The sequence below is a fragment of the Pseudomonadales bacterium genome, from assembly GCA_024234615.1.
Classification (GTDB): Bacteria; Pseudomonadota; Gammaproteobacteria; order Pseudomonadales; family IMCC2047; genus JAJFKB01.
The window spans coordinates 1,169,343-1,194,118 of the sequence record JACKNY010000001.1 but is presented as its reverse complement, the minus strand read 5'-3'; the positions used below and the strand labels follow the sequence as shown (position 1 = coordinate 1,194,118).

19 protein-coding genes are annotated in these 24,776 nt (G+C 46.4%); 9 read left to right on the top strand and 10 right to left on the bottom strand.

Annotated elements, in window-relative coordinates; all coding sequences use genetic code 11:
* The first annotated feature begins 48 nt into the window (after positions 1–48).
* From H6995_05555 to H6995_05540, 4 genes are all read left to right on the top strand, one after another.
* Entirely contained in the window at positions 49–2,322 is a 2,274-nt protein-coding gene (locus H6995_05555) for a hypothetical protein (protein MCP5214455.1), read from the top strand.
* A 31-nt stretch (positions 2,323–2,353) separates the two neighbouring features.
* On the top strand, positions 2,354–5,173 hold the full coding sequence (locus H6995_05550; protein MCP5214454.1) for a PQQ-dependent sugar dehydrogenase: 2,820 nt from the start codon (positions 2,354–2,356) through the stop codon (positions 5,171–5,173).
* A gap of 121 nt (positions 5,174–5,294) precedes the next feature.
* Positions 5,295–6,875 (top strand): acyl-CoA ligase (AMP-forming), exosortase A system-associated, encoded by a 1,581-nt coding sequence (locus H6995_05545; protein ID MCP5214453.1) that lies wholly within the window; start codon positions 5,295–5,297, stop codon positions 6,873–6,875.
* A gap of 176 nt (positions 6,876–7,051) precedes the next feature.
* Positions 7,052–8,287 carry a pyridoxal-dependent decarboxylase, exosortase A system-associated gene (locus H6995_05540; GenBank protein ID MCP5214452.1) on the top strand — a complete coding sequence of 412 codons (1,236 nt, stop codon included), beginning with the start codon at positions 7,052–7,054 and terminating at the stop codon, positions 8,285–8,287.
* A gap of 2 nt (positions 8,288–8,289) precedes the next feature.
* Here H6995_05540 and H6995_05535 read toward each other — a convergent pair whose 3' ends face one another.
* The 7 genes from H6995_05535 to H6995_05505 all read right to left on the bottom strand — a co-directional run bounded on the left by H6995_05535 (position 8,290) and on the right by H6995_05505 (position 15,000).
* The gene (locus H6995_05535) at positions 8,290–9,546 is read right to left on the bottom strand and encodes a glycosyltransferase (protein MCP5214451.1); all 1,257 of its coding nucleotides are present in this window, start codon (positions 9,544–9,546) and stop codon (positions 8,290–8,292) included.
* 72 nt (positions 9,547–9,618) lie between these two features.
* A complete protein-coding gene (locus H6995_05530) occupies positions 9,619–10,509 on the bottom strand; it encodes a hydrolase 1, exosortase A system-associated (GenBank protein MCP5214450.1) in 891 nt (296 codons plus the stop codon).
* Positions 10,491–11,339, bottom strand: coding sequence for a hydrolase 2, exosortase A system-associated (locus tag H6995_05525; GenBank protein ID MCP5214449.1), 849 nt, complete (start codon positions 11,337–11,339; stop codon positions 10,491–10,493). Before H6995_05525 ends, H6995_05530 begins: the two co-directional genes overlap by 19 nt.
* Before the next feature lie 12 nt (positions 11,340–11,351).
* Positions 11,352–11,600, bottom strand: a complete 249-nt coding sequence (locus H6995_05520; GenBank protein MCP5214448.1) for an acyl carrier protein — start codon at positions 11,598–11,600, stop codon at positions 11,352–11,354.
* Positions 11,601–11,602: 2 nt separating this feature from the next.
* Positions 11,603–11,863: an acyl carrier protein gene (locus tag H6995_05515; protein MCP5214447.1), complete on the bottom strand. Its 261-nt coding sequence runs from the start codon at positions 11,861–11,863 to the stop codon at positions 11,603–11,605.
* A 10-nt stretch (positions 11,864–11,873) separates the two neighbouring features.
* Entirely contained in the window at positions 11,874–12,992 is a 1,119-nt protein-coding gene (locus H6995_05510) for a 2-oxo acid dehydrogenase subunit E2 (GenBank protein MCP5214446.1), read from the bottom strand.
* Between the two features lie 25 nt (positions 12,993–13,017).
* Entirely contained in the window at positions 13,018–15,000 is a 1,983-nt protein-coding gene (locus tag H6995_05505) for a 2-oxoglutarate dehydrogenase (GenBank protein ID MCP5214445.1), read from the bottom strand.
* Between the two features lie 327 nt (positions 15,001–15,327).
* Here H6995_05505 and H6995_05500 point away from each other — a divergent pair, with 327 nt between their 5' ends.
* The 5 genes from H6995_05500 to H6995_05480 all read left to right on the top strand — a co-directional run bounded on the left by H6995_05500 (position 15,328) and on the right by H6995_05480 (position 21,819).
* The gene (locus tag H6995_05500) at positions 15,328–16,188 is read left to right on the top strand and encodes a hypothetical protein (protein ID MCP5214444.1); all 861 of its coding nucleotides are present in this window, start codon (positions 15,328–15,330) and stop codon (positions 16,186–16,188) included.
* Between the two features lie 37 nt (positions 16,189–16,225).
* On the top strand, positions 16,226–18,238 hold the full coding sequence (locus H6995_05495) for an acyltransferase (GenBank protein MCP5214443.1): 2,013 nt from the start codon (positions 16,226–16,228) through the stop codon (positions 18,236–18,238).
* Positions 18,239–18,375: 137 nt separating this feature from the next.
* Positions 18,376–19,059, top strand: coding sequence for a hypothetical protein (locus H6995_05490; GenBank protein MCP5214442.1), 684 nt, complete (start codon positions 18,376–18,378; stop codon positions 19,057–19,059).
* 91 nt (positions 19,060–19,150) lie between these two features.
* Positions 19,151–20,857 carry an asparagine synthase gene (locus H6995_05485; protein ID MCP5214441.1) on the top strand — a complete coding sequence of 569 codons (1,707 nt, stop codon included), beginning with the start codon at positions 19,151–19,153 and terminating at the stop codon, positions 20,855–20,857.
* A gap of 14 nt (positions 20,858–20,871) precedes the next feature.
* Entirely contained in the window at positions 20,872–21,819 is a 948-nt protein-coding gene (locus H6995_05480) for a polysaccharide deacetylase family protein (GenBank protein ID MCP5214440.1), read from the top strand.
* On the opposite strand, the gene H6995_05475 is transcribed toward H6995_05480, so the two are convergent.
* The 3 genes from H6995_05475 to H6995_05465 are packed head-to-tail and all read right to left on the bottom strand — an operon-like array spanning position 21,816 to position 24,766.
* Positions 21,816–22,919 carry a glycosyltransferase family 4 protein gene (locus tag H6995_05475; protein MCP5214439.1) on the bottom strand — a complete coding sequence of 368 codons (1,104 nt, stop codon included), beginning with the start codon at positions 22,917–22,919 and terminating at the stop codon, positions 21,816–21,818. The genes H6995_05480 and H6995_05475 overlap by 4 nt on opposite strands.
* Position 22,920: 1 nt before the next feature.
* Complete coding sequence (locus H6995_05470) at positions 22,921–24,054, bottom strand: DegT/DnrJ/EryC1/StrS family aminotransferase (GenBank protein ID MCP5214438.1); 1,134 nt, start codon at positions 24,052–24,054, stop codon at positions 22,921–22,923.
* 1 nt (position 24,055) lies between these two features.
* The gene (locus H6995_05465) at positions 24,056–24,766 is read right to left on the bottom strand and encodes an NTP transferase domain-containing protein (protein MCP5214437.1); all 711 of its coding nucleotides are present in this window, start codon (positions 24,764–24,766) and stop codon (positions 24,056–24,058) included.
* Positions 24,767–24,776 lie beyond the last annotated feature (10 nt).

Below are 24,776 nucleotides of genomic sequence, written 5' to 3'. Positions count from 1 at the left end.
ACTTGCGCCACAACGCACAACGATAAGCAATGGAAAGTTAATTTGGCCGTGAACGACAACAGGACACTCTCTCCATCCTGGGGTAATCGTATTATCGCAATCATTGTGATGATGCTAGTTACTTGGGGCACACTTAACTTCCCCGTCGCAAGCATCGCGTTGCTGACTGGATTTCTCACCTATTTCACATTACTCATTCGCATGCCACAGGTTTGGATACTGGTCCTTCCTGCGCTTCTGCCGGTGCTCTATCTAACGCCCTGGAGTGGCCGTATATTATGGGACAGTTTTGATTTGTTACTGCTGACGACCCTAGCAGGAGCCATATGGCAAGGCTGTTATAGAAAAGTCCAATTTCCGCAAACCCGAAGCAACGCCCTTTTTGTTATTACCCTAACCCTATTTACCATTTCCTGGCTATTGTCTTTACTGATAGGCCTGTTCCCACTTGACCCATTTGATGCCAATGCCTTATCCAATTACCACTCCAGCTACAATGCCCTGCGCATAGGTAAAAGTCTGCTTTGGGCAGTGATTCTTCTGCCTTTGATACATCAGGCTTGGCATATCGACCCCAACAAGGCCACCAAGTTTTTATTGGCCGGCGCGTCAACGGGACTGCTCTTGCTAGGATTTTTTGTGCTGGCTGAACGCGGCGTATTTCAAGCAATCAGCCAGGCACAAAATATCTATGGCCTGGTTGGCCCGATCTTTAATTTTTCAACCACATACCGGGTCACCGGATTATTCGCAGACATGCACACAGGCGGAGCTGCCATTGATGCCTATTTACTGCTCTGTTTACCTTTAGCCCTCTACGGTGCTATTTCTCAGCAACCCAACAGCATACGTATAATCTGCGCCTGTGCTAGCGTTATCGGCCTCTATTCTATTTTGGTTACTTTTTCACGCGCCACTTATGCGGCGATGGCGCTCGCCCTTTGTATTATCGCTGCCAGTTTCTATTTAAAAGCCAAGTCCGCACAAATAAAACATCCTGTTTTACACCTGATCGTGTTACCGGTCTGTATAGGCGTCATTCTCTTATTCATGTTTAACCGGGGCGGGTCAGTTAGCCTTAGCGCCGGACTGGCTATCACAGCAATGAGTCTGCTCGCCCCCAATCTTCAACAGTATCTGAATAAGTATCCTGCTCTCTTTACCTTAGGCTGTGCATTTCTTTTCGCGCTGACGCTTGGTTGTTATGGCATGGCGACTAGCAAATGGGTCAAAAACAGTGCTCTCGAAGTATTCATGTACAGCGTATCAGCCAATATCTTGCTAACCTTAATCGCTTATCGCATCAGCACTCACCTGGCCGTCATCGCCAACCTTAAGCAAAGTATCAAACTGGTACTCGTCTTTACCTTGGGCTGCGCGCTCATTTTACCCTCCGTATTTGGCACCCGCATGATCGAGCGTTTCTCCGTGATTAATCAGGATATTGTGACTCGCGGATCTCATACGCTGACATCACTCAGTTTGATGGGAGACCGAATGATCGACCATGCTTTCGGACTTGGCTTGGGCAGTTTCCCCAGATATTTCTCACAACTACCAGACTCCCATGCCGGCAGCCTCGCCTACCTTGAGGAACAGCATTCAACCTTTCTCCGTATCGGCGGTGACGATGATTTCAAAGTCGGACAACGTTTTACCAATAGCAGCAAAACCTCAAAAATGCACATCAGCTTTACCGCCCGCTCAGACTCGAATGCTTCGGCCTATGTCGTGATTGCCCGTAAAATGATTAATAATCAACTGGGTTATAACCCCGCATGGATCAGCAAGGCAGTTCGCATTGAGGGCACTAAAAGATGGCAGTCTATGGACGTGGAGTTAGATATCAACCATTTCGCCAAGGCCAATTGGCTTAGCTCTCAACCGTTAGCTTTACTCTTTATTAACCCTAATCGCGGCACATTGATAGATATCGACAATGTTGTTCTAAAGGATGAAAACAATGCTTCACTGCTTCAAAATGGTAATTTTGAAGCCGGTGGAGATCACTGGTATTTTTATAATGACATCAAGCACTTACCCTGGCATACCAAAAATCTTTGGGTTCATCTCTATTTTGAAATGGGGTTACTGGGCCTGATCACCTTTATTGCATTCATCGGTTGGCTGCTAAATCAGCTGCTGCGACAGCTCACTCAGCCTGCATTAGCGATACCGATCACCGCCTCAATTGCGGGATTTTTAGTGTTAGGCATCAGTGACGGCCTACTGGATACGCCCCGCACTTTCTTCTTGTTCCTAATGTTTGCTTTGATTGCCGCAAAACAATTAGTAAAGCAAACCACCGCGAATAGTTCGTAGGGCAAGCGGCATGCTTTCCCGGAAAATACGAATGCTAATTCTGCTGGTTGCGGTTTCGCCGCTACCAACGCTAACTTTGTTAGGATACGAAACCTGGTCTCAGCATCAGTTACCTTTAAACCTATTCCTAGAAAAAAGTCTAGACAAACTTTTTCCTGGTCAGCCTGACGATTCCATTCTGACACCGAATCAAAGTACCGAATCACTTCCCGCAGAATATAGCCTCTGGGGAGCCAATGTCAGCAACCCCTTAAACACCACCACCGGAATTTCAAGGAAGGTGCTGGTGACATCAGCACAAGAACTTAGACAGGCCGTAGCAAGAGCACAGCCCGGCACGTTGATTCAACTTTCACCAGGCACCTACCCGATAACACATAAAATTCAAATCACCAACGCCGGAATCAGAGACGCACCCATTCTGCTGATGGCCGAACAACTTAATCAGGTAAAGCTGAAGGTCAACACAACGGAAGGAGTTTTGGTCAACGCTCCCTACTGGACATTTCAAAACCTGGATATCGAAGGTGTTTGTACGAACCACTCCCAATGTGAACACGCTTTTCATATTGTCGGTATGGCCGATCATACGACATTACGGAACAACCGTATTTACAACTTTAATGCGCATGTCAAAGGCAACGGCATTGGTGAAAATAATGCGCGGGAATTTCCCGACGACGTACTCCTTCAAGGCAACAGTTTCTTTAACACCAGCATTCGGAATACCGCAAATCCGGTTACGCTGATAGACGTCATCGGTGGCGAGCGCTGGATGTTACGCGAAAATCTGATTGCCGATTTTTCCAAAGGCCAGGGTAACCACATCAGTTACGGTGCGTTTCTCAAAGGCAATGGCCGCGACGGCATCATTGAACAAAATTTGGTGATATGTGAAATGGGGTTGCCAGCCGATCAAGGCATCAGAATCGGGCTCTCTTTGGGCGGCGGCGGTTCATCGGCCTACGCCTGCCAAAACAACAACTGCGACACCGAACATCGTAACGGTGTCATTCGAAATAATATCGTCATGGATTGCTCAAAGGACGTTGGTATTTACCTAAACCGTGCGCAAAACACACTCATTGCTCATAACACTTTGAGTCATACGCTAGGCATTGATGTGCGCTATGCAACCAGCACAGCAACAGTGATTAACAACGCTATCAATGGTCGCCTGCTTGCCAGGGACGAGGGGAGTTACAGTTCGCAAAATAATTTTATAACGCAGAAAACATTGTTTACCTTAACGAATTTAAAGCGCTGGCTTAATTCATCCACGCCAATGCCTTTATCTTCGGAAATAGCGCCATTATTAGTCAATACAGGAATTCCATCCAATGATATCGATGACGACTTCTGCGGGAAACCACGAGCGGATAATTTACCGGATATTGGCGCTGTAGAACTTAGCAACACCAGCATCTGTCGTGACGATAGAGCGGCTCAACTAACACCGCGAGAAATTGCAAGAACCACGTCAGCTAACGGAAAAGTAAATTTTAGGGTTGTCACACCTAACCCAATCGTCAACTCAATCAGGAAGGGCATCAAAGTTAAAATTACTGACTTGGTAAAAATCAGTACCGCAAACAAGACGAACGCTCCTTCCGAAGTGAGCCTGTTACTATCAGGCAATGATCATTCTGATCGGCTATTCGTCAGTAGCATGAATGGCCAGATACACATACTCAAAAGTAACATTCCCCTCACTCAACCATTTTTGGACCTCGCTCTAATTCGTATGCCACATTTTTATTGGGATGGCACAGAAAAAGGTCTCGTCTCCTTTACCTTTCATCCAGACTTCGCTTTACCCGGAACTCCTGGTTACAGAAAATTCTACACGGCCCACTCGGAGCGCCCAAGCGGCAAAGAGGACAACCCTGGCACACCTGTATTTGCCAGCACCACTGGTCTTATTCATCACTATTCAATCATTACCGAATGGATGGTCAAAACCGACAACCCTGACATTATTGATCAAAAATCTCGCAGAGAAGTGTTAAGAATTGCACAGCCTTTGAGAGACCATAACGTCGGGATGATTGCCTTCAAACCAAATACAACCGCAACCGGCGAGGACTATGGCTTACTCTACATCGCAGTAGGAGACGGCGGAAACACCGTCAAACCCGGTGAGAAATCGGACACCGACAAAAACCGATTGGGACAGGATACCAGTACTATATTTGGCAGTATTATTCGCATCAATCCTTTTAGCGGCTCCCAACAACCAGGTTACCAAATTCCGCAAAACAATCCCTTCGTAGGCCGTACCGGTTATGCTCCTGAAATTTGGGCCTACGGGTTTCGCAACCCACAACATTTCAGTTGGGATATAGCGGGCAGTGGGCAGATGTTTATTGCCGACATAGGACAAACCCAAATCGAAGAAATCAATTTAGGTCTTGCCGGAGCGAATTACGGTTGGAGCGAACGTGAAGGCACCTTCGCCACCAACCATGAAGATCAAAACGAATTGTTTGAACGACCCTTACTGGATAGATTATCAAAATACACCTACCCCATCGCGCAATACGATCATGATGAAGGAAGGGCCATTACCGGAGGCTATGTATATCGGGGGCAGGCTATTCCAGAACTTTACGGAAAATACATTTTCGGCGACATTCATAACGGTCGAATTTTTTATATCGATACCGACCAAATTCGCGACGCAGAGCAAACCCGCATTTTTGAACTTCAACTAATATACCAGGGTGAGGAAATGCAGTTACTCGATATAATGAAAACGAATAGAGCTGATTTACGCTTCGGCGTCGATGATCAAAACGAAATCTATGTTCTAACTAAACAGGACGGAATGATTCGCAAATTGGTTCGCTAAGGTCTCTTAATTATCCGCAAACGCTAGTAGTAGACTATACTTGCTTTGCCCGCTTATTAACTCAAACCAGAATAGGCGCCGCCGAACCTTTACTTAGAATTAATACAGATTAATAACAGGCATGATTTCACTTCTTCACGACAGTATTTTCCACCAGGCAAAAGTATCGCCTTCAGCACCTGCCATTAAATTCAAGGATAACCAGTTAAGTTATAGAGCATTATCAGAGGTAATTGAGCTATTCGCGCATCAACTGCGCGCTGCTGGACTAAAACGCAATGACAGAGTCGCCGTTTATCTGCCCAAACAATTTGAAACCGTCATCAGCCTCTTCGGCACTTCACTGGCCGGCGGTGTTTTTGTTCCGGTCAACCCAGGATTAAAACCTCGGCAGGTAGCGCATATTCTCAAGGATAGCGGTGCGACGTTTTTTATCAGCTCCACGGATCGAGCACAACGACTCATCGAAGAATTAACTGACTGCCCCGAATTAGCCAACATTATTACCCTTGGTGGCGAATGTGTACTGCCCAGCACACTGGCAATTAATTGCGTCAACTGGGAAAGCTTTAATACAGCTTCAACAAACCCGAACACTCTATTACCAAATCGCATTGATGCCGATCTTGCCGCCATTCTTTACACTTCCGGCAGTACCGGAAGACCCAAGGGAGTGGTACTTTCACATAGAAACATGGTTGTTGGCGCGAAAAGCGTCAGTAGCTATCTGGGAAATACCACACAAGACACCCTACTCGCAGTTCTTCCCTTTAGTTTTGACTACGGCCTGAGCCAGCTGACAACGGCATTCCAGGTAGGCGCCTGTGTCGTGTTAATGGATTACCTGCTACCCAGGGATGTTATTAAAGCGATCGTACGCTATGGCGTTACCGGATTGGCCGCTGTACCGCCATTATGGAATCAGCTGGCCAATTTAGAGTGGCCACAGGAGGCGATTGAGAGCCTGCGCTATATCACCAACTCCGGCGGAGCCATGCCACGCGCCACCCTGCAACGACTCAGACAGGCGCTACCGAAAACCCAAGTATTTCTCATGTATGGACTCACCGAAGCATTTCGCTCCACTTACCTTGATCCTGAATTGATCGACGAGCGCCCCGGATCGATGGGCAAAGCCATACCAAGTGCGGAAATTTTGGTGGTTCGCGAGGATGGCAGCGAGTGCGATGCCGAGGAGCCTGGTGAATTAGTGCATCGTGGCGCGTTAGTCGCGCAAGGATACTGGAACGACCCAACTAAAACTGCCGAACGCTTCAAACCCGCTCCCGGCCAACCCAAACAACTCCCTAATCCGGAAATTGCAGTCTGGTCAGGCGATCAAGTCAAAAAAGACAGCGATGGCTACCTCTACTTTATTACCCGCCAGGATGAAATGATTAAAACCTCAGGCTACCGGGTTAGCCCTACCGAAGTCGAAGAAGAAATATACAGCAGTGGATTAGCGACGGAAGCAATCGCATTGGGGGTTGCTCATCCAATGCTGGGACAGGCGATTGTGCTCGTCGTACATGCCAATGAAGGCGTTGACGAGGCCGCCATCCTAAAATATTGCCAACAGTCTCTTCCCAACTATATGGCACCACAGAAAGTCATTCTGTATGCTGAATTACCGCGTAACCCGAATGGTAAGATCGACCGAAACTTTTTGAAAAATGAGTTTAAGGATTTGTTTAGTGGGTAAGTTCCCTCACCCTAGCCCTCTCCCAGAGGGAGAGGGGATTTGCTTCTTCCCCTACGAGAAAGGATATGCACCCCTCTCTACGAAGGGGATTTACTCCTTCTCCCTCTGGGAGAAGGTTGGGATGAGGGCATAATTCGCTCCAAACACCTATAAAACAACCCAACCAAAGTGACCTAATGAATAAACCAAAACCGCAACACGTACCAATGGATCAATTTAAAACCGATCAAAACTGCCTGCTGATTAACGGGCGATCTGTTATGGATCTAGCGGAACAACTGGGAAGTACGCCTTTTTACGCTTATGACAGCAGTTTGATGACAGCCAGAGTCCAACAACTGCGGGAAGTACTTCCAAAAGAAATTCACCTACATTATGCGATGAAAGCCAACCCCATGATGGCAGTGGTTGAGCATATGGCAAAACTGGTTGATGGTTTAGACGTAGCATCACAAGGTGAGCTGGAAATTGCACTGCAAACCAGCACCTTACCAAAAAATATCAGCTTTGCTGGCCCTGGCAAACGAGACCCAGAACTGGTAGCCGCTATTGAAGCGGGCATTACGATTAATGTTGAATCTGAAGGCGAACTTAGGCGGATTGACAAGATTGCGACGAAACTGGGAGTTCGACCTCAAATAGCCATTCGTGTAAATCCTGATTTTGAACTGAAAAGCTCCGGCATGAAAATGGGCGGAGGACCTAAACAATTTGGCATTGACGCCGAACGCGTACCCACTGTGTTAACGCTGCTCGGGGATATGGATTGTCATTTTAGAGGCTTCCATATTTTTAGCGGCTCACAGAACTTACGATCCGAAGCCATCATTGAAGCCCATGACAAAACCTTTGAACTGGCTATTCGGCTCGCTGAATCAGCACCATCTGAGGTTGAGCTTCTCAATATTGGTGGTGGTTTCGGCATCCCCTACTTCCCCGGTGAAACACAACTGGACCTGCAACCCATTGCCGACAACTTACAGCGCACTTTACCAAAGGTCATCAACGCTTTACCCGGCGCAGAGATAGTCACCGAGCTAGGCCGCTATTTAGTTGGAGAGGCTGGCGTTTATATCTGTAAAATAATCGATAAAAAAATATCGCGCGGGCACACTTTTCTTATCACCGATGGCGGTTTACATCACCACCTTTCTGCCTCCGGTAATTTTGGGCAGGTTATTCGTAAGAACTACCCTGTTGCTGTCGCTAACCGAATGAGTAGCGACAATAAAGAATTAGTCTCGGTGGTCGGCCCGCTTTGTACACCGCTGGATTTGCTGGCAGACAAAGTTGAATTACCTAGCGCAGAACCCGATGATTTGGTTGCCGTGTTTCAATCGGGGGCTTATGGCTTTAGTGCGAGTCCACAGGGGTTTTTAAGCCATCCGGGAGCGAAGGAAATTTTAGTATAACCCTAGGTTGGGCCATAAACACTGTCCAAAATTTTACTATAGGACTTAGTTACTGATCTTCGGGAGTACTGCTCGGCAATCGAACAGGACGCTATAGGCGCATTGCCATGAGCAACCTGCTCCATCAACAGAACAAGACCTTGCTTGATTTCACTCTTATCGTTCAATTCCACAATATTAGAAATACCAGCCTCCCTCAATGCATCTGCGGTGTTCCCCTGTTTATCCGTTAACGCAAAAATAGGTTTACGCGCTCGAAAGTATTCATAGAGTTTTGCTGGTATCTGGTGATTACAATTCGATGCCTGAAACAGCAACAACGCATCCGACTCTAACATTTCCGCTAGGGCTTCGGCATAGCCAACGCTGGGTTCTAACTTGACAATATCTTCAATCTCGCGTGATTTAAGCATTGGCTCGAACACATGATCATGAACGGAAGCACGTAATATAATCTGTAATGTACCAGCATTAATTTGACCTTCTTTTTTTAATTCTGATAAAGCATCAAACAAAGCGGTCGGGTCTCGTTCTGTCGGGTAAATAATGCCGCTGTGCGTGAGCCTAAGTGCCCTGCACTTTTGCTGATCCTTGCTGACCAGTTGTTCTGCTTTTTTAAATGCCTCCTCATCATAACCATTGGGAATAACCGCAAAACGAGTTGGCTCGATGCCGGGGTAACGCTCAATGTACATCTGCCTAGTGCCCTCTGTGGTGAAAACGACTTTAGTGGCACGCGCGATTACTTTTTTCTCCAACCAGAGGTAAACCCTTCTTTGCTTCTCATCAACCGGGTAGTCATCTTCCACCATTGAATCTCTAAAATCTGCGACCCAGGGTACGCCGGTCAAACGATTTAACACGAGCCCAATAAAGTGGGCTGTAGCGATAGGAAAAGTAGACCAAATAATCGATATTTGCTTTTGTTTGATTGCTTTGCGCCCGGCTAGGACGCCGCCAAATAACCAGGATACCCAGCGATCGGGCAAGGCTAAAAAGGAAGGGTATCCACCGAGTTTGGAGAATAACTTTTCTGTATTCCAACCTTTCGCACGAACCACCTCGACATAATCGGGGATATCTCTCAGCTGGTCTGGCGATACCGCCTCATAGGCGCTTGGCGATATTGATAACACCGACGGCAGCCAATAATTCTCTTTGAGATATTTGGCCAAAGACAAAGTTCGCTGGAGACCACTGCTCACCCTAACCGGGGGGAAGTGGTAGGCTATCAACAAGATTTTCTTTTCAATTGGCATATGTTGTGTAACCCTGTGATGGTTGCCAGTATTGAGCAACTGCCTGTTCACACCTACTTTTTCTTATAGTGATTACCATGATTTCAACCAGGTTTCAGCCCAACCGACAACAGCGTTGCGCCACTCATTAGTCGAGAACGTATGATCCGCATCTGGAATATCGTATCGGACCACTTCCGGGTGGCTCATCCTGTCACGCCACTCCTGCGAGCTGGCGATCAGGTCGTCAAACTCCCTGGCGACAAAGTCTCGACCACTCATAACCAACATAATCGGCGCTTGAAATCTGGCAAATCCAATATACATACGACTGGGAATATCTAGGTTTCGAGGAATCGGCGTCGACTCAGAGTTCACCTGTGCCGAAACATTCTCGGTCTTGTTAGCGAAAGATGATTTCAGATTAGCTAAAAAAGATTTCAAAGATCCGAAAACATCAAATTGCAAGCTAATAACTTTTTCCCAAAACGCTTTATCTTTCAGACGATGCCAATAGTAATGTTTGATGAAGGCTTTGGCTTGTCCTGCCGGGGTGTGCACCCAGGGGTTTAGTAAAACCGCACCTTTGACTCGAGAATCACTCCAGGCATAAAAGATAATGGCAGATGATGCATCACATTCACCCCAGAGCACTACTTCTTCTACTTCCGCCACCTCGGCAAACAGGTAGTCAATTGCTGCTTTGATGTCCGCATCGACGTTCTCAAATCCAGCAAAATCGCCGTAACTATCACCCATTCCGCGATAATCGAAACGCAGCACAGCAATGCCTTGGTCACATAAGCGTCGCGACCAGAGTACTAGCTGACGATGTCCGCCAACACGATATTGGGGGCCGCCACCGACTACGATAACCACCGCTCTTTTTGCTGGTCTTTCCGGACGATGCAGAATACCGATCAGTGAATCACCGTCGCATGAAAAAACTTTAGCCTCTTCTGTGCTCACGCTAGCCTCAGCCAATCCAAAGTTTTTTCAATGACCTCGGGCGCGAGCGTTCGCTCATGCATCTGCCAGAATGCTGGACCGACAAATGTATTAAAATCGAGCTTGAGCTTATTTTCTTCACACTTCGACAAAGTATCTGTCAACGCTTTTGGCAACGGTTGGTCTGCTTCGTTTCTGTGCTCAAGCCACAAAATGGTAGCGCCTTGCAAAGCCTCAAAATAATTAATCATTCTTGTATTATCGATCGCCTCCGCCAGCTCGCGACTAATTTCATAGCCAGCAACTTCCACAGAACCCTCATCCATTAATTTGCTTCTAAGCAGTTTGGTGGTTTCTTTTTCTTTTGTCTGTCTTTCTAAATTAGCAGCCAATCGAATCCGCAAAAATTGCACTAGATGAATTTTGCCATCCGTCACTGGTTGCCAAAACAGCAATTTTTTAAACCGTTTTCCTGCATCCTTCACCAAAACCTCGGCCGCGAGCATGGCCCCTAAGCGCAGTCCTAATAAACCAATACAGCTAAAGCCCTCATTCTCTAGCCAATCAGCAACCGCAACTATATCCTGTCGCCATATTTCCCAACTAGCATCCACATAATTACCTGAGCTATCGCCGGTACCATACAGATCCACTATTGCAAGGCCGTAGCCTTCAGCATTTAGCCGAGTGGCTAACAGTGTCAGCATTGAACGACTGCGATTCATCTCCTCATTAAAGGGCGGCACAAAAATGATGGTTCCTTTATAAGGAAGTGATGGGACCGGCCTGTGGTGCAGGACAAAAATTGAACCTGCTGCACCGGCAATGAATTGAGGATGAGCTATTGAAAGACTATTAGATGACACTCGTGCTATCGCCTACGCAATCAGGCCTTCGATAAAATGAGTCAGACTTCCCACCGACTCAAACACTTCAGCTGAGATTTCATCGTCTTCCACAACAACGCCGAACTCTTCTTCAATCGCTGTAAGCACGCCCACCACCGCCATTGAGTCGAATTCCGGGAGGCTTCCTAACAGCGGTGTATCCATACCGAAGTCATCCGTTCTATCGCCCAGCTGAAGCTGATGCTTCAAGATAAACTTTACCGTATCCAAGATTGCCATGATCAAAGCCCCTTTCTTTTTAAAACGAAACAGGCCATCGCATCGAGCGTTCCCAAATTATCAATATTAATTTCCTCTTGGCTCAAAGGAATTTCATAAAAATCTTCATACCAAGCGATTAGTTGCATTAAACCCGCAGAATCGAGTAGCCCGGTTGCCGGTATGATGTCATCGGCATTTAACCCTGATGCATCCATCCCCAGCTGTTTCGCGATCACTATAACCTGCTCTTTTACTGCACTAACAATCTCTGCTTTATCCATTATTTCCTCATTATTTAGTTTCAGGCACCGAGACAAGCTGACGCAATACCATCGCCACATCAAACCCGCTCAATACCCGGTGATCATAGGTAGCACCGACAACCGCTTGGTCATTTATTGTGGCCGCATGGGCTACCATCAATGAAGTTCCAGGCGACAAAATAGGCACATGTCGGGTTATATTCCATCGTGCCATGCTCGAAAAGGATATGGTCGCACCTTCCAATTCTGTCGGCTTTAGCTTTTTAACCATCGCTCGACGCTGCAAGTCCGTCATTCGATTGACGAATTCCAAAGCATCTAACTTACCCGCGTCTCTTAACACAGCCACATAAAGTGTCTCTCCAGCCTGCACGGTAAACCCCGTGTTAACGCTGTCATACTGGTAAAACTTATCTTGATATACCGTGCTATTTAATTTCGGATTCTCCTCTGCCATTTGTGCTAAACGCCAGAGCATCAGCGATAAAAGCGGACTGAATAGCAGTTTGTTTTGATCCTGGAAAGCTTGAGCCCAATCATCCAGAGGCTTAGGGTCATAGGCGAGCTCGATATAACCGGTTGCGGCGTGGTCACGCTGCCAGGCAACAGCATTTTGCATACCATGCTGTTCGGACGTAAACTCCACCGGCTTTCCCTCTGCGATGGGTCGGCGTTCGGCTTTTTTTGCCATCTTTACGTTTTCACCGGAATGATCGGCAAGCTCCCTTTTGCTTGCCCAAGCCATGACATCTTCCGCGGTTAAGCGCTCGCCTATGATAGGTACTTGGGATGCTTCAACACCATACTTGCGCAAGAGTATGCGGGCGCGAGCGGTAGGTTGTTTTGAATCACCGTTATGCTGACTGGCGACGGTTGGTTCGGCTTTTGAATCAGGAACTGTTTCATTCATCGTTGCACCGACCCAAAGCAACACACTGCCAACCGGAATCACATCTTCCAATTGCGCTAATACTTTAAGCACATAGCCATCCTGCTCAATCTCGACATCGACGATCGCCTTGTCGGTCTCGACACTTGCGACCACCTGACCGGCTTTAACGTAATCGCCTTCGCTCGCAGCTAAATTGATGAGTTTGACAAGATCATCGTTATTATTAACCCGCGGAGTGTATAAAGGTGTTGGCATTCTTATGTCCAGAAATCAAATAGGTTCAAAATAATTCGAGTAAATTAGCAACAATCAGCTCTTTGTCCGGGAGCACCTGACGCTCCAAGCTTCTGGCCGCAGGTATTGGTACAGGATCAGTACCTACACGGATCGCTTCTCCCTGGTAACCCGCCTCTAGCAGCATGGCGAGTATTTCAGCGCCCACACCGTACTCATGATGCGACTCTTCAACCACCGCAATAGCTGGTCGACTCATTAATTGCTGCAACAGGGTATTGCGAGGTAAAGGGGCCAATAGCGATGGCACAATAACTTCTACCTCCAGCTCCTCGGTTTCCCGCAAAAATTGTATCGCTTCCTCCACGATAGGCAGCATTCCGCCGTAGGTAATAACCGTTAAATCCGGCGTTTGAGAACCTTCCACCAGGGTTGGAAACAACCTGGCAGCCAAATCTAAATCAGAAGCCTTTAATACTTGATAGGCACCGGGTGACTGTTTTTCACCATAGAGCAGCTTATGCTCCAGGAACAGCGCTGGATTCGGCCAATTTTTTGAAAGGTCTATCAGCAGTTGTCCAACATTATGGCGATGTGACCCATAAACAACCGTCAGCCCCGGAATAGAGGTAAATATATTCTCAGGGCTCTGGCTGTGCGTAGGCCCATATCCCCGGCGCCCACCACAAGGTGTGCGAATGATGAGTGGAACTTCCACATCCTCAAACATCGCCGGGAATTTTACCGCGTGATTAAACAGTTGATCAGCGCAAAGTGTGAGGAAATCTGCAAACATAATTTCCACAATAGGCCTAAAACCTGCCAACGCCAAACCTATTCCGGCGCCAGTTATCCCCGCTTCGCTTATTGGGGTAGATATAACACGCCCTTGATACTTTTCAGATAATCCGGCGGTCACTTTAAAAGCACCGCCGTAGGGCTCATGTAAATCCTCACCTAGCACGATACAGTTTTTATTTTGCGCCAAAAGATAATCCAGGCCAGCATTGATTGCAGCACGTACATTTTCCGCTTCCGCTGATAATTGCGAACTGGTTAGCTCATTTCCTACTTTAAAGCTGTGTAAAGGAATGCCGGCGAACTGAGATTCTGGGGTTGCGATTGCGGTCTGTTCTAACTCTTTAAGAAAACTACTATTACGCTCATCAATCGCTACTTTAGCCACACTATCTAATCGTTCGCCCAGTGCAGTCAAAGGATCTCTTTTCAGAATATGACTTTTCTCTTGCTCGCTGCGCAGGTCGTCGCCTTTACTATGTGGGCCCAGCCTCATGGTATTAATCACCAGCATTCCCGGGCGAGGATCGGTGCGCAACCCATCCACAACTTTTTGCACACTCGCACAAAATTGCGGATCGCTATCGTCTAACTCCCATACCTCTAGCCCAAATGCTTTGCCGCGACCGGCAATACTGCCACCGATCGTATTTTCGGTCATCGTCGTCTGTGCGATACCGTTATTCTCTACCACATAAAGTACCGGAGCGCGCCAAATTGAGGCCAGATTCATACTCTCATAGAGCAAACCTTCACCCAATGTCCCATCACCTATCATCACTGCAACCAAAGCGTTAGAACCGTTAAATTTTCGCGCTAACCCCAGGCCAACACCAATTCCCGTCATCCCTGCCTGGACACCGTTACTGTGAAAACCACGATGGGAAATGTGCTGACTACCGCCATAGCCAAAACAAGTACCAGAAGATCGCCCCATTATTTCCGTCACCAACCCGAGCACATCGCCAGAGTAAGTCAAAAAATGGCCATGATTGCGATGATTGGACAGCACGACATCATCAGGATCATTCAGGGCACGCACCACCGACATCTGACAAATTTCCTGCCCTAGGCAGGTATGGGTCGTACCGGAAAGCAACCCCTTGCTGAATAACGAAAGAATCAGCGTTTCAGTACGGCGTACCAAATCACCCCAAGCGTATACGCTTTCGTCATCGAGACCGATAATCGGTTTGCCATGTGGATCACGGCAAAAGCCGGGTAAATTCATATAACCTGCTTAAAATATGTCTGAGAATTGCTCAAATAATTGAAATTCTATTGAGTATAGACCCTAATAAAAAAAAGTTTGAATGTTACTACAGAGCATGTCTACTTGGGATACTAAATCCAGGCTGGACCATGACAAAAACTAGTGACAAAACTTAAAGGCGTTCCCCAGAGGTTCCTTGGTCAACCTGAGCTGAGTAAACTATACTAGCACGAGATCCTCACAAATAAAGGCCATGGTTTACCAAAACTAATAGCTGATCCTAGCGTGTGACTGTAGTCACACGCCCCAGAACCATAGCCAACCGTTTATGAACAGGAAGTATTGATGCAAGCGCCACCCACCATCCATCCGGTCGACTCAGACCTATTGCCCAAATTTTGCTCTTTTTTACATCAACACCTTTACAGCGAAAGATCCGTATACGAGTGGCAACAGGCCCTATCGGAAAACTGGTGTGAAGAACGTCCAAATTATGGGTATGTTCTTGTCAACGAAGAAAACGAAATAGTCGGTGGTATCGGCGCACTTTACGCTGACAGAGAAATAGGCGATAAAAAAGTTAAAATCTGTAACATTACTAGCTGGTGTGTTCTAGAAGCCTTTCGCATGCAAAGCATGCGCTTGGCCATGGCCTTGATTTCACAGCCCGGCGAATATCACTACACAGACTTTTCTCCCACCTCAACCGTCGGTAGCGTATTACAGTTTCTAAAATTTAAACCCCTAGATGAGCGCGTCACTGTGCTGGCTAATCTTCCTTGGTGGCAACCAGCCACCCAGGTTCTTACCAAGCCTGACGACATGTCAAAAACCCTAAGCGCCGAAAACCTACGCGTTTATAACGATCACAAAAAGTATTCTTGGTTACACTTTCTGTCGCTCCAAAGCGATAACCGACAGTGTCTTGTCATCTATAAAATCGGGACATTTAAAGGTTGTCCGGCCATTAAGGTTATATATCTTAGCGATAGCTTGGTATTCAGTAATGGATTTCGAAGCCTCGGCAGCTGGTGGTTATTTCAACATGCCGCTCTAAGCACTCATGTGGAAACACGCCTGCTAAGCAAAGACTATCGCTTATCTGCAATACGAGAAGGCTTCGTTAATAAAGTTTACCTGAGCAATGACTTGCAGGCAGAAGATATCGACTATATTTATTCTGAGTCAGTAGTTTTGGATCTCTAACTCAAAACACCCGGTTGGACTAATACAAGAACAATTAATGAAAGTACCAAGCACTGCAACGGTGGACAACCCAAACTATCGCCCTGACATTGATGGCCTGCGCGCTATTGCTGTGCTATCCGTTATTCTTTATCACATTAACGACGCGATCTTACCTGGCGGTTTTGTTGGTGTTGACATCTTTTTTGTAATTTCAGGTTATCTTATTTCGTTACACATCTTCCGCGATTCAGAAATGGGGCGTTTTTCACTGCTTGAGTTTTACCGCCGTCGTGTCAAACGTATAGCACCAGTGATGCTAGTAGTCGTAGCTTTCGTAATATTCATCGCCCAAGTGATTATGCGTCCAGTAGATGCGGAAAGAGTCGCGGAGTCCGGGCTCTGGTCGCTATTATCTTTAGCCAATGTGTATTTTTGGTTGTACCAGGACACCAGCTACTTCGCGGCAGCAAGCAGCGAACTACCCTTATTGCATTTATGGTCACTCGGCGTAGAAGAACAGTTTTATATCTTCTGGCCATTAATTTTAATGCTTGTTTATCGACTGAAAAGTACCCGATGGTTTTTTGCAACCATGATAGTGGTGGCCACTCTATCCTTTCTATTAGGCGAATATCTGTTTGATGACGCACCATCATTCGTTTACTACATGTTACCAACGCGTGCTGGTGAACTATTGGTAGGTGCTGGCTCAGCCTATCTAGTACTGAAACGCGGCACACAAAAAATTTCGCCTGAAATCGTAACCTTCACCGCCATTTTAGGCCTGGCATTAATAGCCGGTGCGCTGGCACTGCTATCTGAGGAACAAACATTTCCCGGCTTGAGGGCTATTCCACCAACACTCGGCACCGCCATGCTGATACTCGCTGGACATTACGGCAATAGTTGGCCGTCCCGCCTGATGACTCTCAAGCCCATGGTCTGGGTGGGTATGATTTCCTATTCAGCCTATCTATGGCACTGGCCATTGCTTGCATTTTATCGCTATGGATACTCGGAAATCACCTTCGTTCCGGGTGCGGTAATTTTTATTCTTACTTTCTTACTCGCTTGGCTAAGCTACCTTTATGTGGAAAGTCCCGCGCGGCGATCCTCTCGTCCAGCGTTGCAAATCTTTGCATTCCAATATATTTTCCCTGCCGGCGCGCTCGCCCTCGTTGCTTTGATATCCATGAAGATTGATGGCTATGGATTGCGATGGTTTTCTGAAGAGTACAAAAGCAGTCTTGCCTCACTGTATGATGAGACACGCCCCGCCTATGATTACGACTATGTTTGCCAGCGACAACGAGTTCAGCCAGAGGATATTAATAATGCTCAATGTATAGTTGGTGCTGAATCCAACAAAGTACCAAAAGCAATTTTGTGGGGAGACTCAAACGCCGCACATTTTGTTGGAATGCTGGGAGTTTTCGCACGTGAAGGCGACTTTCGGTTTCAAAACCTTGAAATAGGCTCTTGTCCGCCAATTAATTCTGATCCTGCTGATTTCGTCGCCGCGCACAGGTTGTCCGATTGTCGTGGAGCTATTGAGCTAGTTTGGCCTAATCTAAAGCAGTACCAGGTAGTAGTGATATCTGCTAGCTGGTCTGGCTATCAATCTCGTTCGGATCAATTCCTGAAAACCTTCTTCCGTACAGCAAACAGCCTAGCCGAGCAGGGCAAACTGGTCATATTACTGGGCAAGATACCTGTTATCTCTAGCTATGACAGGTATTGCCGGGAAAAAGCGCTTAGCTATCCCGTAATGAAATGTGAGTCACCTCAAATCGAAATTCCCGCTAATGTCGCCGACGCCAATGCGCAGCTAGAAGCCTTCGCCTCTCAGACGAAAAACGTTGAGTTTTATGCCATCACCGAGTATTTATGCCCAAAATCCAAATGTTCTCCCATCGATGAACGTGGAAGACCAATGTATTACGATTCCAGTCATCTCTCGCTGCCTGCTTCCTGGCAAATCGGAAAGCGTATATTCCTAGAGGAAGGTGTGCCGTTTCCTTTTACTTTGATCCCAGGCTGGTCTACCGCCGCAAAGCATACTCAGTAATATACTTTGAATATCTGTGAAGTCTTTTTCTGCTAACATAAAGATACGCTTCATTTAAATAAAATTTAAATAATCTCTAGCTTAGCTCTATACTAGTTATGCATCACCAGACCAAAATGAGGAAGAGCTTTTCCAATATGCGTAAATCAATTCAGATAGGCAAGTTTTTACTTTTCTCATTACTCGTGAACTGTAGTAATACAATATTTGCAGATGAAGTGCCTTTACCAAATCCCGGTTGGGTTGGGTATGATTTAAAGGGGGCTCCTTGTACAGGTGGAGCCGTGGCATATGGGCCTTGGGACTATACTAACCCGGGACACAGAAGAGAAAAATTACCTGTCGTAACTGCATACCACTTCACCAAAGAAATTGAGTCATTGGAAAAGGGGAAAACCGCATCGATCGAAATGGATATCGACTATACCCTTAAAACTTTTCCAAACCACCACCGGGCTCTATACGCAATGATGCGCCAACAGATTAAAAACCCACGGCCAGATATAGCTCAATACGCACCTGTTGAGTGTTATTTCCAAAGAGCAATGGCGTTCAAACCTGACGACTACCGCGTAATGCAACTTTATGCCAATTATCTGGTTAAGAAAGATAAACCCAAAATAGCTATAGATATTTACAAACGCGCTCTAAGTATTGATAAAGCCCCCGTGGATATTAATTACGCGTTAGGTCTTCTGTATTGTGACTTAAAAGAATTCGACAAAGCCGTAGAACAAGCAAAAATTGTCTATGGCGCGGGGTTCAAAAAAACCAAACTGGCGCGGCAATTAAAAGAAGCTAATCGCTGGCCCGTTAAATAATTTCGACCACTTCAGCATTGTTTTTTCTCAGTGCTCATATTAATAATCATCAAACACCACCCGTCTATCGACCAGCCTAAGTTGTTCACCTATGACTGCTAGTACACAAACTCTTCAAAACAAACGTTTCACACTAAGCTATGCGGGCAGCCCTGTCTGGGAAATTGATGGTAAAAGCGTAACAGCGGACTCGCCAGTAGCGTTCGAGCAACTGTTAAGCCTATACCAGAAAAACCGGACTGAATTTCTAAAATGTCTGCACGGACATTTCGCCATCATTCTTCGTGACAACGAGAAAAACACCCTGCTCGCCGCCTCTGATCGAATTGGTGTGTATCGCTTATATTGGTCGCAAACAAGCGTTGGTGACATTCTAGTCAGTACTTGCCTGGAGGACATTAGAAAGCAACGACAAGACACTCCAGAATTATCAGCTGACGCGCTTTATTGCTACATGTACTTTCACATGATTCCAACACCCTTTTCTATTTACTCGAATATTAAGAAATTGCCACCGGGGCAATGCCTTACCTACGAAAATGGCCAAGTCAGTATAGAACCTTACTGGTTACCGCAATTCGATGAGCCACAGAATGCCGACATTGACACTCTCAGCACTAACCTACATCAAATACTGAAGGATTCGGTATCATGTTCTCTTGCCGACCAACCCCATTATGCGGCGTTCCTGAGCGGTGGGTTGGATAGTTCCACGGTCGTTGGGGTAATGAGTAAGCTGGAGAATCAAGCCACTCATTCTTACTCCATCGGGTTTAATGCGAAAGAATATGATGAAACTCCCTTCGCCAGGCTTACCGCAAAACATTTTGGGGTGCAGCACCACGAATACTTCGTCACGCCAGAGGACATTGTCAGTACTGTACCAAAAATTGCAGCCGCTTATCACGAGCCTTTTGGCAACTCCTCTGCTCTGCCCGTTTATTACTGCGCCAAGGTAGCCGCTGAAAACGGTGTAAAATTAATGCTTGCCGGGGATGGCGGAGATGAGCTGTTTGGGGGTAATACACGCTACGCCAGCCAACGTCATTATCGCCATTACCAGGCATTACCTAAAGCCTTACGTCGCGGTTTGTTCGACCATCTAATCAATGCGCTACCTTCAGGCTTACCATTAGTCAGCAAGGCACAAAACTATATCAAACAAGCTAATATTCCCCTGCCAGACCGTTTACAAATCTACAATTTTCTACATCGTCACGACCCGTTAGAAATGTTCAACCGGGACTACCTGCAAACAGTGGATACCAATATTCCCTTAACGATTCAACGTCAGCAATATTCACGCCCTCAGAATGCTTCCGAACTAAACCGCATGCTCTATCTGGATTGGTTAATTACTCTGGCGGATAATGACCTGCGCAAAGTGAGCAGCATGTGTGAACTGGCCGGTGTAGAGGTCGCCTATCCGTTACTGACGGATGAACTGATCGAGTTTTCATGTACCGTCCCTTCTGCTTTGAAATTAAAAAAAGGGCAATTACGTTACTTCTATAAATACGCCATGCGGGAATTCCTGCCACAGGAAACGCTAAAAAAATCGAAACACGGTTTTGGCCTCCCTTTTGGCGTTTGGCTGAAGGATTACCAACCGTTGAGAGAACTCGCCCACGACAGTTTAAGCAAACTGAAAACAAGAGAGTACTTTAACCCAGCCTTTATCGACAAAGCCCAAAAGATGCACGAGGGCACACACGCCAGCTATTATGGTGAGTTAATCTGGATCATGATGATGCTGGAGCTTTGGCTCAGCACACATCAGTCGTCCTACCAAGGATAACCACCCGAGGTTAAATGCAAAAATTTCTATTTAGACAAGCGGCCAATCTAGTACAGGCGTTTCAGCCCAAGCTAAATATTCTGATTTACCATCGAGTAATGCCAGAACCCGACCCCTTGCGCCCCTGGGAAATTGATGCACAACAGTTTCGAAAACATCTGGAATGGATATCCGGTGTGTTTAATGTCATCCCATTAGCAGACGCTGTCCAACAATTAAAAACGGGTACCCTAAAAAGACGCAGTCTCGTCATTACTTTTGATGATGGTTATCTGGATAATGCCACCGTTGCCCTGCCGCTACTGAAAAAAGCCGGTTTGCATGCTACCTTCTTTTGTACCAGCGCCTGGCTTGATGGCGGGCTGATGTGGAACGATCAGGTGATCGAAGCCATCCGAAGGTGGCCTGATAAAACCATTAGTATCAATGAATTAGAACTTAAATCTATACCGGTTCATACAAACCAGGAAAAGAGTAAAGCGATAGAAATCATACTGCCAAAACTAAAATACCAAGAACATAATAAAAGACAGGCGATTGCCAACGCCCTCACTGAGAGCGTTGATGGCTTTCCCGACCTAATGATGCGGCGAGAACATATTAAGCTTCTTTATCAGGAAGGCATGGGTATTGGTGGGCACTCACATAGCCATCCGATATTATCCGGCATTGATGATGAAACGCTGAAAGAAGAACTCGAAAAGAACAAACAAATTTTAGAGGAAACACTCGGAACCCGGTTAAATCTTTTCTCATACCCCAATGGAAAATCACGGACTGATTTTCGTGCTGAGCAAATTCGATTTATTGAAAACGCAGGATATGTTGCTTCGGTTACAACCGAATTGGGCTCAGCTTCAGCCGATACTAATCTATTTCAGTTACCTAGATTTACGCCGTGGGATAACAATAGCACTAAATTCCTGGCACGATTAATCACCCTCAAAAAAGCGTTGGGCTAGGAAACTAGCTGTTTATATAATTCACTCATCCTTTGCATATTCACATCCTGGCTGGCCTTGGATTTCACCAAAGTCAGGTTTTCAGTGACAATATGGTTAGATTTTTCTTTATCCATCAACAGGCTGACGATAGCAGCTGCCAGTGTATCGATATCATCTCCACTGACCACTAGGCCATTGACGCCGTGAGTAACCCATTCTTTAACAGAGAGGACATCAGACACCACTGGTGGGCAGCCGCAAGCCATACTTTCCAGCAAGGACATCGGTGTGCCATCGGTTTCTGGTATTGAAACCATCACATCGCCCGCACGATAGAAATCAGCCATTTGATGGTATTCAACTCGATCCAGAATAATAACCTGTTCAGATAAGCCCAGCTCCCGCACCAAATTCAGAATTTCATCGTTGTAGTTATCGTCTTGGTTATAGCGTTTTAATAGGAGGACCGCGTTTGGTACGAGCGCTACGACCTTATGAAACGCTTTAATGATTTCAATGATTCGGTACAACGGAAGAAAACTTCGAGGGCTTATTACAACCGGTCGGCCAGAAATACCCAACTCAGCTTTGATGGAGGCTTCCTCAGTTGATGGCGCAAAGACGTTAGTGTCAACTCCCCATTGGATCACTTGAACTTTATTTGGGCGAATTTTTGAGAGGTATTGAATCTTTTCCGCAAGATCATTCGAATCGCAGGTAATCATATCAGGAGTAGCCAACAGGCCAATCAATTGAGCACGATCGGTCTCGGAGATGCTCTCCATTCGATATATATCAGATCCCCAGGCGGTTAACACCAAGGTTCCACGCCAAACCTTTGTAATCGGCAGCAGAAAACCTGCATAGTGGGCATGTACAATATCCGGTTTCAATTTCCATAACAGATACTTGAGATAGAGCATTCTCAATTTATGGCTTTTCAACGGAATCGATTCCAAGCTGAATTGAGCGACTTCATCTGGGTAATGCCCGAAACCAGAAAAAGAAATGACACTAACGTCATAACCCAATTTAGGGAAATAACCGGCCCAACGCTCTAGATGGACATGATCACCCCAACCGACAAAGCATATTTTTATCTTACGAGCACCCGCCATCCTAAACCGCTTTTATTAGAGCATCACAGACTTGTTCGATTTGCTCATTCCTCATGCTTGGATAGAGCGGCAGGGTTAATACCCTATCACCCACAACAGTGGTATGAGTTAAATCCTCGCTGGCACCCAGGCCCTGCTCTCGGTAGTTTTCAAAGGTGTGAATGGGTCTGTAATGAATACTCGATTGTATTTGCTGATCCCTCAGCTTAGTCATCACTTCAACTCTATCAGCTGTTTCCGGCAGTAGAATGGGCATAATATGAAAGGCCGCGTCACTATCGTTTGTCAGAAAGGGTAAACCAATATTCTGCGAGCCTGATAAGCAGGCGCGATAATAAGCAACATGTTCCTTACGTCTCTCATTCCCCACCTTTAATTTTTCCAGTTGCACTAAGCCCACCGCCGCATTAAGCTCGCTCATGCGATAGTTGAAGCCTTTTTCAACCACATCGTAGGAAAAATTATGCCCTTTATGTCGATCCAGCGTCACGCTGGTCATGCCATGACATCGCATACGCTGTGTTCGTTGACACAGCCCTGGATTATCCGTCACTACCATGCCACCTTCGCCGGTGGTCATGTTCTTATTCGAAAAGAAACTAAAACAACCGGCATCGCCCCAAGTTCCCGCATATTTTCCTTTGCGCGAAGCACCTGGCGCATGGGCAACATCCTCGATTACCTTGAGATTATGCTGAGCCGCCAACTGCATGATTGGCGCCATATCACAAACGTAACCCGCATAATGCACCACGATAATCGCCTTGGTTTTCGGTGTAATCACCTTTTCAATCGTGGGTTTTGAGATGTTCCAATCTTGCAAAGAGGTAATATCAGCGAATACCGGTTTCGCCCCGCAATATCTAATGGCGTTTGCGGTCGCTACAAAGGTTAAGGACGGGCATATAACCTCATCACCCACTTCGATCCCCAGCGCTTCTAAAGCCAAATGCAAAGCGACTGTACAGTTTGTTACCGCAATCCCGTGCGCGGAACCTATGTAGGCGGAAAACTCTCTCTCAAATTGTGCGGTTCGTTCGCCCTGCGTTAACCATCCAGAATCGATCACATCACACAAAGCCTGCTTTTCCTTGCTTCCTAAATCAGGCTCAAATAACGGAACCTTCCACTCCATTTCATTCTCCCCGCAGAAAATCTGAACGTCGTGACTCAAACTCATCAATTGCGCGCTCATAATCATCAGGGCGCCCCATATCCAACCAATAACCCGAAAATGGGTAAGAGGCTACCGGCTTATTATCTGCCATCAATATTTTTACCAAATCAGGGAAATCCAGATACTCACCCGGTTTTAGATAGGCCAGAACCTCCGGTTCAAAAACATAAACCCCCATACTGACACGATAATCAAACTCAGGTTTCTCAATATAAGCATTAATCAGCCCAGCGCTGTCTGTTTCAATCACCCCGAAGTCTATCTTGACCTTTCTTTCATAAGTCGCAATCGTTGCTACCGCACCTGATTTTTTATGAAAAGCGATCAAATCCGCATAATCTAAATCCGTTAAAACATCACCATTCATCATCACAAAAGTATCGTCTAAGCCAGAGATCAAGGTCAAAGGGCCAACAGTTCCCATCGGCTCCTTTTCCATGGAGTAGTCGATCGACAACTTAAACTTTTCCCCTTCCCCAAAGAAAGCCCTCAATAACTCTGCCAAATAGCCTACCGCCATAGTAATTTGAGTGACTCCGGCCTGCTGCAATTGGCGTATTACCACTTCGAGAATCGGCATGTCCCCAATCGGCATCAACGGCTTTGGCAATACTGTTGTATAAGGCCTTAAACGTGTTCCTTTACCACCGGATAAAATTACTGCACGCATCTTCGATTCC

Excerpts from the sequence above, each read along its gene's own strand:
- H6995_05485 (MCP5214441.1), top strand. The coding sequence starts at position 19,151 with ATGACTGCTAGTACACAAACTCTTCAAAACAAACGTTTCACACTAAGC.
- H6995_05515 (MCP5214447.1), bottom strand. The coding sequence starts at position 11,863 with ATGGATAAAGCAGAGATTGTTAGTGCAGTAAAAGAGCAGGTTATAGTG.
- H6995_05480 (MCP5214440.1), top strand. The coding sequence starts at position 20,872 with ATGCAAAAATTTCTATTTAGACAAGCGGCCAATCTAGTACAGGCGTTT.
- H6995_05540 (MCP5214452.1), top strand. The coding sequence starts at position 7,052 with ATGAATAAACCAAAACCGCAACACGTACCAATGGATCAATTTAAAACC.
- H6995_05500 (MCP5214444.1), top strand. The coding sequence starts at position 15,328 with ATGCAAGCGCCACCCACCATCCATCCGGTCGACTCAGACCTATTGCCC.
- H6995_05465 (MCP5214437.1), bottom strand. The coding sequence starts at position 24,766 with ATGCGTGCAGTAATTTTATCCGGTGGTAAAGGAACACGTTTAAGGCCT.
- H6995_05475 (MCP5214439.1), bottom strand. The coding sequence starts at position 22,919 with ATGGCGGGTGCTCGTAAGATAAAAATATGCTTTGTCGGTTGGGGTGAT.
- H6995_05545 (MCP5214453.1), top strand. The coding sequence starts at position 5,295 with ATGATTTCACTTCTTCACGACAGTATTTTCCACCAGGCAAAAGTATCG.
- H6995_05520 (MCP5214448.1), bottom strand. The coding sequence starts at position 11,600 with ATGGCAATCTTGGATACGGTAAAGTTTATCTTGAAGCATCAGCTTCAG.
- H6995_05470 (MCP5214438.1), bottom strand. The coding sequence starts at position 24,054 with ATGGAGTGGAAGGTTCCGTTATTTGAGCCTGATTTAGGAAGCAAGGAA.
- H6995_05510 (MCP5214446.1), bottom strand. The coding sequence starts at position 12,992 with ATGCCAACACCTTTATACACTCCGCGGGTTAATAATAACGATGATCTT.
- H6995_05535 (MCP5214451.1), bottom strand. The coding sequence starts at position 9,546 with ATGCCAATTGAAAAGAAAATCTTGTTGATAGCCTACCACTTCCCCCCG.
- H6995_05550 (MCP5214454.1), top strand. The coding sequence starts at position 2,354 with ATGCTAATTCTGCTGGTTGCGGTTTCGCCGCTACCAACGCTAACTTTG.
- H6995_05505 (MCP5214445.1), bottom strand. The coding sequence starts at position 15,000 with ATGAATTTACCCGGCTTTTGCCGTGATCCACATGGCAAACCGATTATC.
- H6995_05490 (MCP5214442.1), top strand. The coding sequence starts at position 18,376 with ATGCGTAAATCAATTCAGATAGGCAAGTTTTTACTTTTCTCATTACTC.
- H6995_05495 (MCP5214443.1), top strand. The coding sequence starts at position 16,226 with ATGAAAGTACCAAGCACTGCAACGGTGGACAACCCAAACTATCGCCCT.